Source organism: Lentzea sp. CC55, from assembly GCF_021056325.1.
Classification (GTDB): domain Bacteria; phylum Actinomycetota; class Actinomycetes; order Mycobacteriales; family Pseudonocardiaceae; genus Lentzea; species Lentzea jiangxiensis.
Genome location: NZ_JAJCXE010000008.1, coordinates 162,008 through 176,739 on the forward strand (window position 1 = coordinate 162,008; position 14,732 = coordinate 176,739).

At 71.2% G+C, this 14,732-nt stretch carries 13 protein-coding genes and 1 pseudogene; 3 read left to right on the plus strand and 11 right to left on the minus strand.

All coding sequences use genetic code 11. The features are described 5' to 3' along the window. Positions 1-36 precede the first annotated feature (36 nt). From L6E10_RS05810 to L6E10_RS05820, 3 genes are all read right to left on the minus strand, one after another. Positions 37-1,206: a S8 family peptidase gene (locus L6E10_RS05810; RefSeq protein WP_236217513.1), complete on the minus strand. Its 1,170-nt coding sequence runs from the start codon at positions 1,204-1,206 to the stop codon at positions 37-39. 119 nt (positions 1,207-1,325) lie between these two features. Then, positions 1,326-2,399 carry a S8 family peptidase gene (locus L6E10_RS05815; RefSeq protein WP_236217515.1) on the minus strand — a complete coding sequence of 358 codons (1,074 nt, stop codon included), beginning with the start codon at positions 2,397-2,399 and terminating at the stop codon, positions 1,326-1,328. Positions 2,400-2,484: 85 nt separating this feature from the next. Beyond that, the gene (locus L6E10_RS05820; protein WP_308102668.1) at positions 2,485-3,249 is read right to left on the minus strand and encodes a S8 family serine peptidase; all 765 of its coding nucleotides are present in this window, start codon (positions 3,247-3,249) and stop codon (positions 2,485-2,487) included. A 180-nt stretch (positions 3,250-3,429) separates the two neighbouring features. Between L6E10_RS05820 and L6E10_RS05825 the strand changes: the two genes are divergently transcribed. Continuing rightward, entirely contained in the window at positions 3,430-4,335 is a 906-nt protein-coding gene (locus tag L6E10_RS05825; RefSeq protein ID WP_236217517.1) for a helix-turn-helix domain-containing protein, read from the plus strand. Here L6E10_RS05825 and L6E10_RS05830 read toward each other — a convergent pair. From L6E10_RS05830 to L6E10_RS05865, 8 genes and pseudogenes are all read right to left on the minus strand, one after another. After that, positions 4,275-5,078: an alpha/beta fold hydrolase gene (locus tag L6E10_RS05830; protein WP_236217519.1), complete on the minus strand. Its 804-nt coding sequence runs from the start codon at positions 5,076-5,078 to the stop codon at positions 4,275-4,277. The genes L6E10_RS05825 and L6E10_RS05830 overlap by 61 nt on opposite strands. 13 nt (positions 5,079-5,091) lie before the next feature. Next, positions 5,092-6,231 carry an acyl-CoA dehydrogenase family protein gene (locus tag L6E10_RS05835; protein ID WP_236217521.1) on the minus strand — a complete coding sequence of 380 codons (1,140 nt, stop codon included), beginning with the start codon at positions 6,229-6,231 and terminating at the stop codon, positions 5,092-5,094. Then, the gene (locus L6E10_RS05840; RefSeq protein WP_236217523.1) at positions 6,228-8,060 is read right to left on the minus strand and encodes a biotin carboxylase N-terminal domain-containing protein; all 1,833 of its coding nucleotides are present in this window, start codon (positions 8,058-8,060) and stop codon (positions 6,228-6,230) included. The genes L6E10_RS05835 and L6E10_RS05840 overlap by 4 nt, the downstream gene beginning before the upstream one ends. Positions 8,061-8,065: 5 nt before the next feature. Further along, the gene (locus L6E10_RS05845) at positions 8,066-9,616 is read right to left on the minus strand and encodes an acyl-CoA carboxylase subunit beta (RefSeq protein ID WP_236217525.1); all 1,551 of its coding nucleotides are present in this window, start codon (positions 9,614-9,616) and stop codon (positions 8,066-8,068) included. Then, on the minus strand, positions 9,616-10,728 hold the full coding sequence (locus L6E10_RS05850; RefSeq protein ID WP_236217526.1) for an acyl-CoA dehydrogenase family protein: 1,113 nt from the start codon (positions 10,726-10,728) through the stop codon (positions 9,616-9,618). The genes L6E10_RS05845 and L6E10_RS05850 overlap by 1 nt, the downstream gene beginning before the upstream one ends. Further along, a pseudogene (locus tag L6E10_RS05855) lies at positions 10,725-12,247 on the minus strand (acyclic terpene utilization AtuA family protein). The gene L6E10_RS05850 and the pseudogene L6E10_RS05855 overlap by 4 nt, the downstream one beginning before the upstream one ends. Further along, positions 12,244-12,975 carry a TIGR03084 family metal-binding protein gene (locus tag L6E10_RS05860; RefSeq protein ID WP_236217528.1) on the minus strand — a complete coding sequence of 244 codons (732 nt, stop codon included), beginning with the start codon at positions 12,973-12,975 and terminating at the stop codon, positions 12,244-12,246. Before L6E10_RS05860 ends, L6E10_RS05855 begins: the two are co-directional and overlap by 4 nt. Next, positions 12,972-13,499, minus strand: coding sequence for a TetR/AcrR family transcriptional regulator (locus tag L6E10_RS05865; RefSeq protein ID WP_240010154.1), 528 nt, complete (start codon positions 13,497-13,499; stop codon positions 12,972-12,974). The genes L6E10_RS05860 and L6E10_RS05865 overlap by 4 nt, the downstream gene beginning before the upstream one ends. Positions 13,500-13,625: 126 nt before the next feature. Between L6E10_RS05865 and L6E10_RS05870 the strand changes: the two genes are divergently transcribed. Together L6E10_RS05870 and L6E10_RS05875 are read left to right on the plus strand one after the other, a co-directional pair. Continuing rightward, a complete protein-coding gene (locus L6E10_RS05870; RefSeq protein WP_236217532.1) occupies positions 13,626-14,357 on the plus strand; it encodes a putative protein N(5)-glutamine methyltransferase in 732 nt (243 codons plus the stop codon). A 19-nt stretch (positions 14,358-14,376) separates the two neighbouring features. Next, complete coding sequence (locus L6E10_RS05875) at positions 14,377-14,721, plus strand: nuclear transport factor 2 family protein (protein WP_236217533.1); 345 nt, start codon at positions 14,377-14,379, stop codon at positions 14,719-14,721. The last annotated feature ends 11 nt before the right edge of the window (positions 14,722-14,732 follow it).

Below are 14,732 nucleotides of genomic sequence, written 5' to 3' on the forward strand. Positions count from 1 at the left end.
GCGACCGGGGTCGCGGCCCTTTCACTCAGAGCGGTCTCACGCGGTGGGCGCGAGGTACAGCAGGCGGTTCGGCGAACCGGTGCCCGGGTTCGTCACCTTCGACGGCGTCGACTGCGCGACCAGGTACGAGGCCACCGCGGCCGGGGAGGCCGACGGGTTCGTCGAGAGGTAGCGGGCGGCCGCACCCGCGACGTGCGGGGTGGCCATCGACGTGCCGGAGATGGTGCTGGTGGCCGAGTCGGAGGTGTGCCACGACGAGGTGATGTCCCGGCCGGGGGCGAAGATGTCGAGCACCGAGCCGTAGTTCGAGAACGACGAGCGGGCGTCGGTGCGGTCGGTGGAGCCGACGGTGATCGCCTCGGTCACGCGGGCCGGGGAGAAGCCGGAGGCGTTGGCGTTCGAGTTGCCGGCGGCGACGGCGAAGGTCACGCCCTTGGCGACGGCGTTGCGGACGGCCGTGTCGAGGGTGGCGTTGGCACCGCCGCCGAGCGACAGGTTGGCGACGGCCGGCTTGACGGCGTTGTTGCCCACCCAGTCGATGCCCGCGGCGACACCGGCGAGGGTGCCGGAGCCGTTGTTGTCGAGCACGCGGACGGCGACGATGCGCGCGTTCTTGGCGACGCCGTACTGCGAGCCCGCGATGGTGCCGGCGACGTGCGTGCCGTGGCCGTTGCCGTCCTGCGCGACGGCGTCGTTGTCCACGAAGTCACGGCCGTTGGTGGCGCGGCCGCCGAACGTGGAGTGGCTGACGCGGACACCGGTGTCGATGACGTACGCCGTCACGCCGCTGCCGGTCGAGGTGTAGCTGTAGGAGCTGTTGAGCGGCAGGTTGCGCTGGTCGATGCGGTCGAGACCCCACGACGGCGGGTTCGTCTGCGTCGCCTGCGTGCGCACGACCTGGTCGGCCTCGACGAACTCGACGGACGGGTCGGCGGCGAGGCGCTTGGCCTGCTTCTCCGTGAGCTTCACGTTGAAGCCGCCGAAGCTCGTGTAGTCGCGCTCCACCTTCGCGCCGAAGCGGGAGGCGAGGGCGTGCGAGTTGCCCTTGCCCTCCTTCAGCTTCACGATGAAGCTGCCGGCGATCTTCTCGGGGGCGTCGAGGGACAACACCTCGCCTTCGGCGGCGGAAGCGCTGGGAACCATCAGAACCGACAGGGCGAGGCTCGCCACGCCGGCACCGGCCAGGAACCGGATCTTTCGCGTCATGGTGTCGCTTTCCGTTCTTTGCAGGGGAACGAAGCGCTTTCGACGTTATGGAGAGATCCGGTTCCTGCCAAGGGTGTCCCAGAGATCAAGACGCCCTTGCATTGCCGAACAATTCACTTTCACAGCGATGGCGGCCAGTGGAGGATACGAGTGACGGGTGGCGTTCCCGGCGTGCCCGTGGTAACCAGCGCGTGCTCGACCTGCGCGGGCGTGGCGGTGCGGTCGCGTTCCAGGAAACGCGCCGCGACACCGGCCGCGTGGGGTGCGGCCATGGACGAGCCGCTCAGCGTCGCGGTCGCGGTGTCCGAGGTGTTCCACGCCGACGGGATGCTGACGCCCGGTGCCCAGATGTCCACCAGCGGCCCGTAGTTCGACGAGGACGACTTGGTGTCGTTCTGCGTCAACGCACCCACGCAGATCGCCTGCGAAACCCGTTGCGGCGACGAGCCGGAAGGATCGGTGTTGCCGCCGCCCGCGGCGACCGTGAACGAGATGCCCGAGTCGATCGCCTTCTTCACCGCGGTGTCCAGCGCGGCGGAAGCGCTGCCTCCCAGCGACATGTTGGCCACGGCGGGCTTGACCGCGTTGCGCGTCACCCAGTCCACTCCGGCGATGACACCGGAGATCGTGCCGGAGCCCGACCCGTTGAGCACGCGCACGCCCCACACCGTCGCCTGCTTCGCGACGCCGTGGGTGGTTCCCGCGGCGATGCCCGCGACGTGCGTGCCGTGACCGTTGTCGTCCTGCGCGATCGCGTCGTTGTCGACGGTGTCCCAGCCGTTGCGCGCACGGCCGCCGAAGTCCGCGTGTGTCACGCGAAGCCCGGTGTCGATCACGTAGATGTTCACGCCGCGGCCGGTGGTCGTGTACTCGTAGCGCCGGTCCAGCGGCAACGCCCGCTGGTCGACGCGGTCCAGGCCCCAGGGCGGGTCGAGCTGGACGCCGTTGGCGTGCACGACCCCGTCGCGCTCCACAGAGGACACGTTCGGGTCCGCTTTGAGCTCACGCACCTGGCGTGCGGTGAGGTGAGCGCTGAACCCGTTGAAGACGTGGGAGTACGTGTGGTCGACCTTCCCGCCGAACGACGACACGGTCCCGTCACGCAGGACCACGACGTAGGACGACGTGGCCGCGGACGCCGGGGCGACCACGACCGCTGCCGCGACGGCGGCGACTGCCAGCAGGGCTCTCACGGGCGGACTTCCTTTCGGTGCGGGGTTGTGCGGGGAAACGACGGCCCCGGTCCGCGGGGAACCGGGGCCGCGCGCGGCACGGGGCTCAGCCGGTCGGGGCCCGGTGCAGGAGCCTCGTGGTCGTGCTCGGGCCGGGGTTGGTCACCTCGCCGTCGGTGGCGTTGGAGGTGATCGCGGCCGCCACCCAGTTCACGCCCGCGACCACACCGGCGATGGTGCCGGAGCCCGAGTTGTCCAGCACGCGGACGCCGTACACGGTCGCGGCCTTCGCGACGCCGTGCGCCGTGCCCGCGACGGTGCCGGCGACGTGCGTGCCGTGCCCGTTGCCGTCCTGCGCGACGGCGTCGTTGTCCACGAAGTCGTAGCCGTTGCGGGCACGGCCGCCGAAGTCGCGGTGGGTGACGCGGACACCGGTGTCGATGATGTAGGCGTTCACGCCGGAGCCGGTGGTGTTGCAGGTGTAGCGCTGGTCCAGCGGCAGGGTGCGCTGGTCGATGCGGTCGAGGCCCCACGACGGCGGGTTCGTCCGCGTCGCCTGGGTGCTCACGACCTGGTCGCGTTCGACGTGCTCGACCGACGGGTGGGCGGCGAGTCTGCGGGCCCGAGCGTCGCTCGTCCTGATCGAGAAGCCTCGGAACGCGGCGTCGTAGACGTGCCCGACCTGGCCGCCGAACCGGGATCCGAGGGTCTGCGCGCTCGCCGTGACCGCGTCGTCCCGCAGCTTGACGATGAAGCTGCCGGCGATGTTCTCACCGGGCGAGACGCGGATCTCGCCGGCGGTGGCGGTGGCGGGCGCGGCGAAGGCGGCGATCACGACCGCCGAACCCAGGGGGGTCGCTGTCTTGCGCATTGCACAAGTCCTGTTCGTCGCAGGGATGCCCAGGAACCCGGTCGAGGACATTGGCGGCGTAATAGTCCCGAGATCTGAACCTGCCGAGTTCCGAACCCGGGCAAAACCGCCGATCGGCTGTACCGACTTCCCTTTGCCGCCGATAGCCTTCCGATCTTGACTCCGTGAAACGGAGGACCGATGCTCACGATTCACCCACCGCACGAGGAGCTCGCCGACCTGTTGGTGACGGGTCCGTTCGCGGACGCGCTGAGGGTCGCGATCCAGGTGCGGGGACTCAGCCTGGAACGGCTGCAGCACCGCCTGAAGCTGCGCGGCGCGCCGATCAGCGTGACGGCGCTGAGCTACTGGCAGTCGGGCAGGCGCAGACCCGAGCGGCCGGAGTCGCTGAGGGCGCTGGCGCAGCTGGAGGACGTGCTGGGACTGCCGGAGACCGCGTTGAGCCGCCTGCTCGGCCCGCCGCGGCCGCGGGGCCGTTCGCGCAGGCGGCAGACCTCGGCGCGGACGCCGTGGGACGGGTCCGGGCTGGTGCTGACCGCCCAGCACGACAGGGTCGAGGTCGCGCCGTGCGGCGGCGTGCTGGGCGTCCGCTCACGCCAGGTCATGCAGGCGAGGGCGGCCGATGTGGACCGCTGGATCCTGTGCCAGGAAACGGGTTCGGCGCAGCCCGCGCTCACCGCCGTGCGTTCCTGCCAGGTCGGGAGGGTCGCGCGGGAACGCACGAACGGCGTGCTCGTCGCGGAGCTCGTGTTCGACGAACCGATCTCCACGGGTGACTCCGTCGCGATCGAGTACGAATTGATCTATCCGCGCCCGACCGCGGAGCACACGCATTTCCGGCGGTTCGCCGAACGCGTCCACGACTACGTTCTGGAGATCAAATTCCCGGCCGGGTCGCCACCCGAGTCGTGCGAACAATTCGCCTCCGGCCCGGCCGGTGCGGAATTGTCCGGCGGCACGCGCCCCGCCCCGGTGGACGAGGGGGGTTGCGCGCACGCCGCCGCTCTCGACTTCGGTCCCGGTCTCTACGGGATGCGCTGGACCGCCGCCGCGAACGCCGCGGGGTCGTCCACCCAGGGGAAGTGACCGGCCCCGGGCTGCACGACGAGCGTCGCGCGCGGGAAGAGGTCCGCGAACTCCCGCGCGCGCCGGGGCGGGAGCGAGACGTCGACCTCACCGGCGACCAGGAGCACCGGCACGTCGAGCCCGGCGAGCTCCTCGCGGACGCGGGCGGTGTCGAACGCGCCGTCGGCGTAGTACTCCGCCGCGGCTCCGGGGTTGCGCGGGTGGTCGTCCAGCGCGCGGGCCGCGTCGTCCCAGCGCCCGTGGAGGAACGGGCTGATCTTCGCGAACGCCTCGGGCGTCACCCTGCCCGCCCAGATCTCCTCGAACCCCTCGACCGCCTCGGCGTACCAGGGCTCACCGCTGCGCGCCTGGGCCACCTCCCTGCGGTCGGCGTCGGTGACGTCGACGCCGGCGACGCGCGGGCTGGGCGCGACGAGCACCAGTTCCTCGACCCTCTCGGGAAAACGCACGGCGTAGAGGACGGCGAGCGTGGCGCCCGCCGAGTGGCCGAGCAGCCTGATCCGGTCGAGGCCGAGGTGCCCGCGCAGCGCGTCGACGTCGTGCACCTGGTGGTCGACGCGGTAGTGGCCCGTCTTCTCCGATTCCCCGGTGCCGCGCAGGTCGAGCCGGACCACGTCCCGCAGCGGCAGCCCGCCCAGGTAGGACGACGCCTGCATCGGCCCGCCCGGCAGGCAGATCACCGGGTCGCCTGCCTCGCCGTGGTAGGCGAGGACGGCGCCGTCCGCGTTCCTGAAAGTCCCCATGGCCCGCAGTGTGTCAGTACGAGCGGGGCAGCTTCAGCGAGTTTTGCGCGACGAAGTTGAGCACCATCTCGCGCGACACGGGCGCGATGCGGGAAAGGCGGGACGACGCGAGCATCGACGCGAGGCCGAACTCCCGGCTCAGGCCGTTGCCGCCGTGGACCTGGATCGCCTGGTCGACGGCCGCCGCGACGGCCTCGCCCGCCGCGTACTTGGCCATGTTCGCGGCCTCTCCCGCCTCCCTGTCGTGACCGGAGTCGTAGAGCGCGGCGGCCTTCTGCGTCATCAGCCGGGCGAGCTCGACCTCGACGTGGATCTTCGCCAGCGGGTGCGCGAGCCCCTGGTGCGCGCCGATCGGGGTGTCCCAGACGGTGCGCTGCCGGGCGTACTCGACCGCCTTGGCGATGGCGAGCCGTGCCGACCCGGTTCCCATGCTCGCGCCCACGATCCGCTCGGGGTTGAGCCCGGCGAAGACCTGCAGCAGTCCCTGGCCGGGCGAGCCGACGACGGCGTCGGACGGCAGCCGGACGTCGTCGAAGAACAGCGTGAACTGCTTCTCCGGCAGGAACAGGTCCATGTCGATCTCTTGCCGGGTGAAGCCCTCGGCGTCGGTCGGGACGACGACGAGCACCGGTCCGGTCTTCTGGATCGCGACGACGAGCACGGCGTCGACCTCGTCGACGCCGGAGATGTAGGTCTTGGTGCCCTTGAGCACCCAGTCGTCGCCGTCGCGGCGGACGGTCGTCTTCAGCTTGTGCGCGTTGGACCCGGCGTCCGGCTCGGTGATCGCGAACGCCATCTTCAGCGTGCCGTCCGCGAAACCGGGCAGCCACTTGGTCTTCTGCTCGTCCGTGCCGAACCGCGCGATCACCGTCGCGCAGATCGCCGGCGAGACCACCATGAGCAGCAACGGGCATCCCGCCGCCGCCAGCTCCTCGCACACCGCCGCGAGGTCGCCGATGCCGCCACCACCGCCGCCGTACTCCTCCGGCACCGCGACGCCGAGGTAGCCGAGCTCGCCGGCCTCCTCCCACAGCTCGGTGGTCTTCTCCCCCGCCCTGGCCTTGGCCGTGAAGTACTCGTGGCCGTACTTCGCACCGAACTGGGCGACCGCCTTGCGCAGCGCGATCCGCTCTTCGGACTCGACGAAGCTCACTGTTCCTCCACTACGACCAGGACGTCTCCGGCGTTGACCTGCTGGGCGTTCTCCACGAGCAGTTCGGTGACAGTGCCCGCGCTGGTCGCGAGCACGCGGTGTTCCATCTTCATCGCTTCCAGCACCAGCAACTCGGCGCCCGCCTCGACCACGTCGCCCCGCGCGACGCCCACCCGGACCACGGTTCCGGGCATCGGCGCGACGGTCGCGCCCGGCGCGAGCCTCGCCTCCGGCTCGGGGAAGCGCGGCACGACCGCGAGGCTCACCGACCCGCGCGGCGAGTCGACCTCCACCACGTCCCCGTAGCGGGCCACGTGGAACGGGACCCGCACGCCGTCCAGGTCGAGCACCACGGTGTCCGCGGTGGCCTGCGCCGGGTCGTACTCGACCTCGACCAGCTCCTCGCCGTGCAGGAACCGCGCCTTCGGCCACTGCGACCGCACGTTGCGCCAGCCGAGCGGCAACGTCCCGATCCGGCGCGTGGCCGCCTGGGCGAGCGCCGCGGCGAGCGCAAACGGTTGCGGGTCCACGGTCGGGGTGAAGTCGTGCTCGGTCAGGAATCCGGTGTGCGTGTCGCCGCTGAGGAAGGCGTCGTGGCGCAGGACGTCCACGAGCAGCCGGCGGTTCGTGACCAGGCCGTGGATCCGCGCGCTCTCCAGCGCCGCCGCGAGCTTGCGTGCGGCGGCAAGGCGCGTCGGTGCGTACGCGATCACCTTGGCCAGCATCGGGTCGTAGTGCACGGAGACGACCGAACCGTCCTCGACGCCGCTGTCCACCCGGACGTCGCCGGGCACGTGGAACCGGTGCAGCGTGCCGCTCGCGGGACGCCAGTCGTGCGCGGGGTCCTCGGCGTACAGGCGGACCTCGATCGCGTGGCCGCGCGGTGGCGGTGCCTGCGGGGGAAGCGCGGCCCCCTCGGCGATCCGCAGCTGCCAGTCGACGAGGTCGACGCCGTGGACCAGTTCCGTCACCGGGTGCTCGACCTGCAGGCGCGTGTTGACCTCCAGGAAGTGGAAGTCCTCGCCCTTCAGCAGGAACTCGACGGTGCCCGCGCCGACGTACCCGATCGACTCGGCCGCCGCCGTCGCCGCGGCGAACAGGCGCTCGCGCACCTCGGCGGTCACCGCGGGGCTGGGCGACTCCTCGACGATCTTCTGGTGGCGCCGCTGGATCGAGCACTCGCGTTCCCCGAGCACCCACACCGTGCCGTGCCTGTCCGCGAGGACCTGCACCTCGACGTGCCGCGCGTGCTCCAGCAAGGGCTCGCAGAACACCGTCGGGTCGCCGAACGCGGATTCGGCCTCGCGCCGCGCACTCGCGAGAGCGTCGGCGAACCCGGCCTCCTCGCGGACGATCCGCATGCCGCGGCCACCGCCACCGGCCGACGCCTTGATCAGCACCGGGAACTCGGTGACGGTCTCGGGGTCCAGCTCGGGCAGCGTGGGCACGCCCGCGGCGGCCATCCGCTTCTTCGCGGCGACCTTGGAGCCCATCGCCTCGATCGAGTCCGGCTCGGGGCCGACCCACGTCAGTCCCGCCGCCTGCACCTCCCGCGCGAAGTCCGCGTTCTCGGACAGGAAGCCGTAGCCGGGGTGGACGGCGTCCGCGCCCGCTCGCAGGGCCGCCTCGACGAGCAGGCCGGCGCGCAGGTAGGTCTCCGCGGGCGACGCACCCGGCAGCCGGACCGCGAGGTCGGCCTCCCGGACGTGCGGGGAGTCCGCGTCGGGATCGGAGAACACGGCGACCGCGCGGATCCCGCCGTCCCGGCAGGTGCGGATGATCCGGCGGGCGATCTCGCCCCGGTTGGCGATCAGGAGGGTCTTGATCACGTCGATCACATCCGGAAGACGCCGAAGCCGTCGGCGCCCTTGATCGGTCCGCTGTGGACAGCGGAGAGGCAGAGGGCGAGCACGGTCCTGGTGTCGCGCGGGTCGATCACGCCGTCGTCGTAGAGCTTGCCGGACAGGAACGGCGCGAGCGACTGCTCCTCGATCTGCGCCTCCACCATCTTGCGCATGGCGGCGTCGTGCTCCTCGTCGTACTCCTGCCCCTTCGCGGCGGCGGCCTGCCGTCCCACGATCGACAGCACGCCCGCGAGCTGCGCGGGCCCCATCACGGCGGATTTGGCGTTGGGCCAGGTGAAGAGGAACCGCGGGTCGTACGCGCGGCCGCACATGCCGTAGTTGCCGGCGCCGTAGGAGGCGCCCATCGTGATCGTCAGGTGCGGCACCCGGCTGTTCGAGACGGCGTTGATCATCATCGAGCCGTGCTTGACGATGCCGCCCTGCTCGTACTGCGCGCCGACCATGTAGCCCGTGGTGTTCTGCAGGAAGATCAGCGGCGTGTCGCTGGAGTTCGCGAGCTGGATGAACTGCGTGGCCTTCTGCGACTCCTCGCTGAAGAGCACACCGCGCGCGTTGGCGAGGATGCCGACGGGGTAGCCGTGGACGCGGGCCCAGCCGGTGACGAGGCTGGTGCCGTACAACGGTTTGAACTCGTCGAACCGCGACCCGTCGACCAGCCGCGCGATGACGTCGCGCGGGTCGAAGGGCACCCGCTGGTCCTCGGAGACGAGGTCGAGGATGCTCTCGGCGTCGAACAGCGGCTCCTCGACGGGCGCCGGCCGAGGCCCCTGCTTGCGCCAGTTCAGCCGGGCGACGACCCGGCGGGCCAGCCGGATGGCGTCGGTCTCGTCCTCGGCCACGAAGTCCGCGAGGCCGGAGGTGGCGCCGTGCATCAGCGCGCCGCCCAGCGACTCGTCGTCGGCGTCCTCACCGGTCGCCATCTTGACCAGCGGTGGACCGCCCAGGAACACCTTCGAGCGGTCCTTGACCATGATCACGTAGTCGGACATGCCCGGCACGTACGCGCCACCGGCCGTCGCGTTGCCGAACACGGCGGTGATCGTCGGGATGCCCGCGGCGGAGAGCCTGGTCAGGTCGCGGAACGCCCGGCCGCCCGGGATGAAGATCTCGCTCTGCGTCGGCAGGTCGGCGCCGCCGGACTCGACGAGGCTGACCAGCGGCAGCCGGTTCTGCAACGCGATGTCGTTGGCCCGCAACGACTTGCGCAGCGTGTACGGGTTCGACGACCCGCCGCGCACCGTCGGGTCGTTCGCGACGATCACGCACTCGACGCCCTCGATCCGCCCGATCCCGGTGACGACCGAGGCGCCCACGGGGAAGTCGGTGCCCCAGGCCGCCAGGGACGACAGTTCCAGGAACGGGCTGTCCTCGTCGATCAGCAGCTCGACCCGTTCGCGGGCGAGCAGCTTGCCGCGCCCGTGGTGCCGTTCGACGTACTTCGGCCCACCTCCGGCGAGCGCTTTGGCGTGCTCGGCGTCCAGCTGCGCGATCTTCGCGAGCAGCGCCTCCCTGTTGCCCATCAGGCGAACCCCAATCGTCGTGCCGCGAGCTCGGTCATCACTTCACTCGCCCCGCCCCCGATGCCGAGGATGCGGGCGTCGCGGTAGTGGCGCTCCACTTCGGACTCCCGCATGTAGCCCATGCCGCCGTGCAGCTGCACCGCCTCGTCGACGACCTCGGAACAGGCCTGCACGGCGGCGTTCTTCGCGAAGCACACCTCGGTGACGCAGTCGTCCCCGCGGTTGATCCGCGCGGCGACCTCCCGCGTGTACGTCCGCGCCAGGTCGATCTTCTGCGCCATGGTGGCGAGCTTGTGCCTGACCACCTGCCGGGTGATCAGCGGCCGGCCGAACGTCTCGCGGCCGCGCACCCACGCGACGGTCAGGTCCAGCGCCCGCTGCGCCGTCGCGTAGGCCTGGACCGCCATCGTGATCCGCTCGACCTGGAACTGCCGCATGATGAGGACGAAGCCCTGGTTCTCCTCGCCCACCAGGTTCCCCGCCGGCACGCGCACGTCGTCGAAGTGCAGCTCGGCGGTGTCGCTGCAGTGCCAGCCCATCTTGTCGAGCTTGCGGCGGGTGAACCCGTCCTCGACCACCAGCAGCGAGATGCCCTGGTAGCCCTTCTCGCCGGTCCGCACGGCGACCGTGACGAAGTCCGCGCGGCAGCCCGAGGTGATGAACGTCTTCTCGCCGTTGACGACGTAGTGGTCGCCGTCCCGGACCGCCGTCGTCCGCAGGGCCGCGACGTCGGACCCGGCACCGGGCTCGGTGACGGCGAGGCTGCCGATCTTCTCGCCCCGGATGGCGGGCTTCGCGAACCGCTCGACCAGGTCGTCGTTCTTCGTCTGCCAGATGTGCGGGATCGCGATGCCGAGGGTGAACAGCGCGGCCATCACGCCGGACGAACCGCCGTTCTGGATGATTTCCTCGGTCAGCGCAACGGTGTCGAGGAGGTCACCGTGCTCGAACCCGATGCCGAGCAGGTCGAGCTCCGCAGCCTTGCGGTGCAGCTCGCGCGGGACCTCGCCGTCGCGTTCCCACCGGTCGAGGTGCGGCGCGATCTCCCTGCGGGTGAAGTCGCGGACGAGCTCCCTGAGCTCTTTGCGCTCGTACAGGTCTTTCGTGATCACAGGAGCTCCTCCGGGATCTCCACTTCCCTGCTGCGCAGCCACTCGCCCAGCGCCTTGGCCTGCGGGTCGAACCGCGTGCTGCTCGCCACCCCGTCGCCGAGCAGGCCGTGCAGCACGAAGTTGAGCGCCCGCAGGTTCGGCAGCTCGTACCGGCTGACCTCACCGGCCTCCGGCAGCAGCTCCTTCAGCCTCCCGACCGTCAGGAACCCGTGCAGCCAGTCGTAGGCGGCGTCCGACCGCACCCACACACCGAGGTTCGCGTCGCCGCCCTTGTCCCCGCTGCGCGCACCGGCGATCGTTCCCAGCGGCCGCTTCACAGCAGCACCGCCTTCGGGCTGACCTCGTCACGGTGCACGTACGCGGCCTGGTACACCCCGAACGGCGTGCCGTCGCCGGGCGGTGCCGTGACGTGGAACCCGGGATAGCTCGCCAGCGCCAGCTCGATCGCGGCCCGGCTGAACCCCTTGGCCCGCCGGGGATCCGTGGTCTTGATCGTCACGTGCAGCAACGCGCTCGCCTGCTCCTCCGTCGCCGCGTCCCGCCGGTCGGTGCGCGCCAGCGTCCAGGTCACGCCCTCCTCGCCGATGGCGTCGGTGAGCTGGCGCCTCACCAGCGAGGCCTTCTCCTCCACGTCCAGCCCGGTGAGGACGAACGTCGTCGAGTTCCGGAAGCCGCCCAGCGTGTTCAGGCAGACCTTCAGCGTGTCCGGCGGCGCAGACCCCCGCACCCCGCTGATCCTGACCCCGCGCTCGTGCGCGTCCAGCCGGATCGTGTCGAAGTGCGTGGTGACGTCCGGTCCCAGGTACTCCGGCGCCCCGATCTCGTACAGCAGCTGCGCCGTCACGGTGTCGACGGTGACCGCGCCGCCCGTGCCGTCGTGCTTGGTGATCAGCGACGACCCGTCCTCGTCGACCTCCGCGATCGGGAACCCCGGCCGCGTCACGTCGATCTCGGTGAAGAACGAGTAGTTGCCGCCGGTGGCCTGCGTGCCGCACTCCAGCACGTGGCCCGCCACCGTCGCCCCGGCCAGCCGGTCCCAGTCGTCACGGGCCCAGCCGAAGTGCGCCGCCGCGGGTCCCACGACGAGGCTCGCGTCGGTGACCCGCCCGGTGACCACGACCTGAGCCCCCTGCCGCAGGCACTCCGCGATCTCCCACGCGCCGAGGTAGGCGTTGGCGGTCAGCGCCCCCGGGAACCGCTCCTTCAGGTCGTCACCGGTGACGTACCCGACCTTGGCGTCCAGCTTGCGCGCGAGGCCTTCCGGGTTGAGCCCGCCGGCGTTGACCACGATCTTGACGCCCCGGTCGAGCGCGAGCGCGAGGCAGTCCTCCATCTGCCGCAGGAACGTCTTCGCGTAGCCGAGCGAGGGGTCCTTCACACGGTCGCGGCCGAGGATCAGCATGGTCAGCTCGGCGAGGTAGTCGCCGGTCAGGACGTCGAGGTCACCGCCCTCCAGCTGCTCGCGCACCGCCGACAGCCGGTCGCCGTAGAAACCGGAGGCGTTGCCGATCCGGATCACCGGCCACCTCCGGGCGGCCCGGCGAAGGCCTGCGCGATCGGCAGCCACTCCCGCGCCACCGGCCCGGTGGCCTCGACCGCGAGCTGCGCGCGGTTGCGCCGCTGCGTCACGAGCCACGCGAAGTCGAGCGCCGGCCCCGAGACCCGGTTCTCCGCGTCCTCGGGACCCCACGTCCACGACTCGCCGCCGGGTCCGGTCAGCTCGACCCGCACCTCGGCGTCCGGCGCCGCCAGCCCGTTGAGCAGGAAGGCGAACCCCATGGTCCGCACACCGAGGTGGCAGACGTGCCTGATCCGCGACGTCGGTTCCCGCACGACCCCGAGCGCGTCGGCGACGTCCTGCCCGTGCGCCCAGGTCTCCATGATCCGCGCGGTGGCCATCGACGCCGGGCTCATCGGCGGCCCGAACCAGACGATCTTCCCCGTGGCCCGCGCGAGGTGCTCGCGCAACGACCTCCTGCTGTCGCGCCACAGCTCCAGCAGGTCCGGCAGCGCCGCCGCCTCCGCCGCCGTGCGGTCCACGATGTCGGCGGTCAGCGGCTGCGCCTGGAACGCCTCGGGATCGGTGATCGCGAGCACGGCCGCCTTGTCCGTCCACATGAGATGGCCGATCTGGTGGCCGATCGTCCAGCCCTCCGCCGGGGTCGGCAGGGTCCGGTCGGCCCCGTCGACGAGCGCGTCGAGGTCCCGCGACTCCGCGTCGAGGTCGGCCAGCAGTTCCGTGATCACAGCTGCTCCTCCAGCATCCGCGCCCAGTAGCGCACCACGTGCGCCCGGCGCTTGGCGTCGTCGGCGAGCTGGTTGGCGAGCGCCAGCCCGCGCACGAGATCAAGGGTTGCCTGCACCGCGTCCTTCACACCGGGCCGGCTGTCGTCCACGTCGAGCAGCTCCAGCGCCAGCCCGTACACCTCGCGCCCCAGCCGTGCCTGCAGCTCGAGCACCTGCTCGCGCAGCTCGGGATCGGTCCGCGCGGCCACCCACAGCTCCAGGGCGGCGGTGAACAGGTCGCTGGCGTGGAAGTCCGCGATCAGCTCGACCACGGCGTGCGTGCTCTTCTCGGCGATCTCGGCACGCCGCTTGAGCACCTCGACGCTCTCCGCGCCCACGTGCTCCACCGCCGCGGCCACCAGCTCCCCGCGCGTGCGGAAGTGGTGCAGCTGCGCGCCGCGCGACACCCCGGCCCGCTCGGCCACCTCGGTCGTCGTCGTGCCGGACCAGCCGCGTTCCACCAGGCACTCGACGGTCGCCTCCATCAGCTTCCGCTTGGTCCCGCGGCTGCGGTCGGCCTGGCGCTGCCTCGTCTCCACGCCGCCGAGTGTTCCGCCGAACAAACAAACAGTCAAGACTGCTTGTAAATGTCGCGAGTACCGTCCGCCCCGATGAGCATCGTGGAACGACTGAGGGCCGCCGGCTGCGTGTTCGCCGAGGACGAGGCCGCCCTCCTCGAAGAAGCCGCCACCGGCCCGCACCACCTGGAAGAGCTGGTCGCCCAGCGAGTCGCCGGCCTGCCGCTGGAACACGTCGTCGGCTGGGCGGTGTTCTGCGGGCAGCGGATCGTCGTCACCAAGGGCGTGTTCGTGCCCCGCCACCGCACCGAACTGCTCGTGGACCTCGCCACCGACCTGGAGCCGGACGTGGTGGTCGACCTGTGCTGCGGCTCCGGCGCGGTCGGCGCGGTGCTCCGGCACCGACTCCCCACCGCCACGGTCTACGCCGCCGACATCGACCCCGTGGCGGTGGCATGCGCGCGCAAGAACCTCACGAACGTGTTCGAAGGGGATTTGTTCGACGCACTGCCCACACACCTGCGCGGACGCATCGACGTCGTCGTCGCCAACGTCCCGTACGTGCCGACCGACGACATCGCGTTCATGCCGGTCGAGGCACGCGACCACGAGGCGCGCGTGGCACTCGACGGCGGCGCGGACGGCCTGGAGGTCCTGCACCGCGTCGCCGCCCAGGCGGCGCACTGGCTGCGCCCCGGCGGGCACCTGCTGAGCGAGACCAGTGAGCGCCAGGCACCGGCCGCACTGGCTGCCTTCACCGCCGCCGGCCTCACCGCCAAGCTCGTGACCAGCGAAGACGCGAATGCGGTGGTCGGATCGCGCTGAGTTCCGTACAATGTACGGTATGTCGTACGACGAGGTCATGCAGTGGTTCGAGAAGTGGGACGCGCTCGCGGTCGCGGGCGACGTCGAGGCGATGGCCGACATGGCCCTGTTCCCGATCAACACGGTCACCGACGGATCGGCGACGTCGTGGGACCGCGCGACGTTCATCGAGCAGATGGGGGCGCAACTGGGAGGCGAGGTGCAGATGGAGTCCACCAGGACGCCGCACTTCATCAACGACAACCTGGTCTTCGTGATCACCGACGGCACGATCAACGGGATCACGGTGCGCTACGGCGACCTGCTCACGCGCGTGGGCGGCGAGTGGAAGTTCCAGACGATGGCCCAGGGCGGCTGGGCGTAGGTACAACAGAA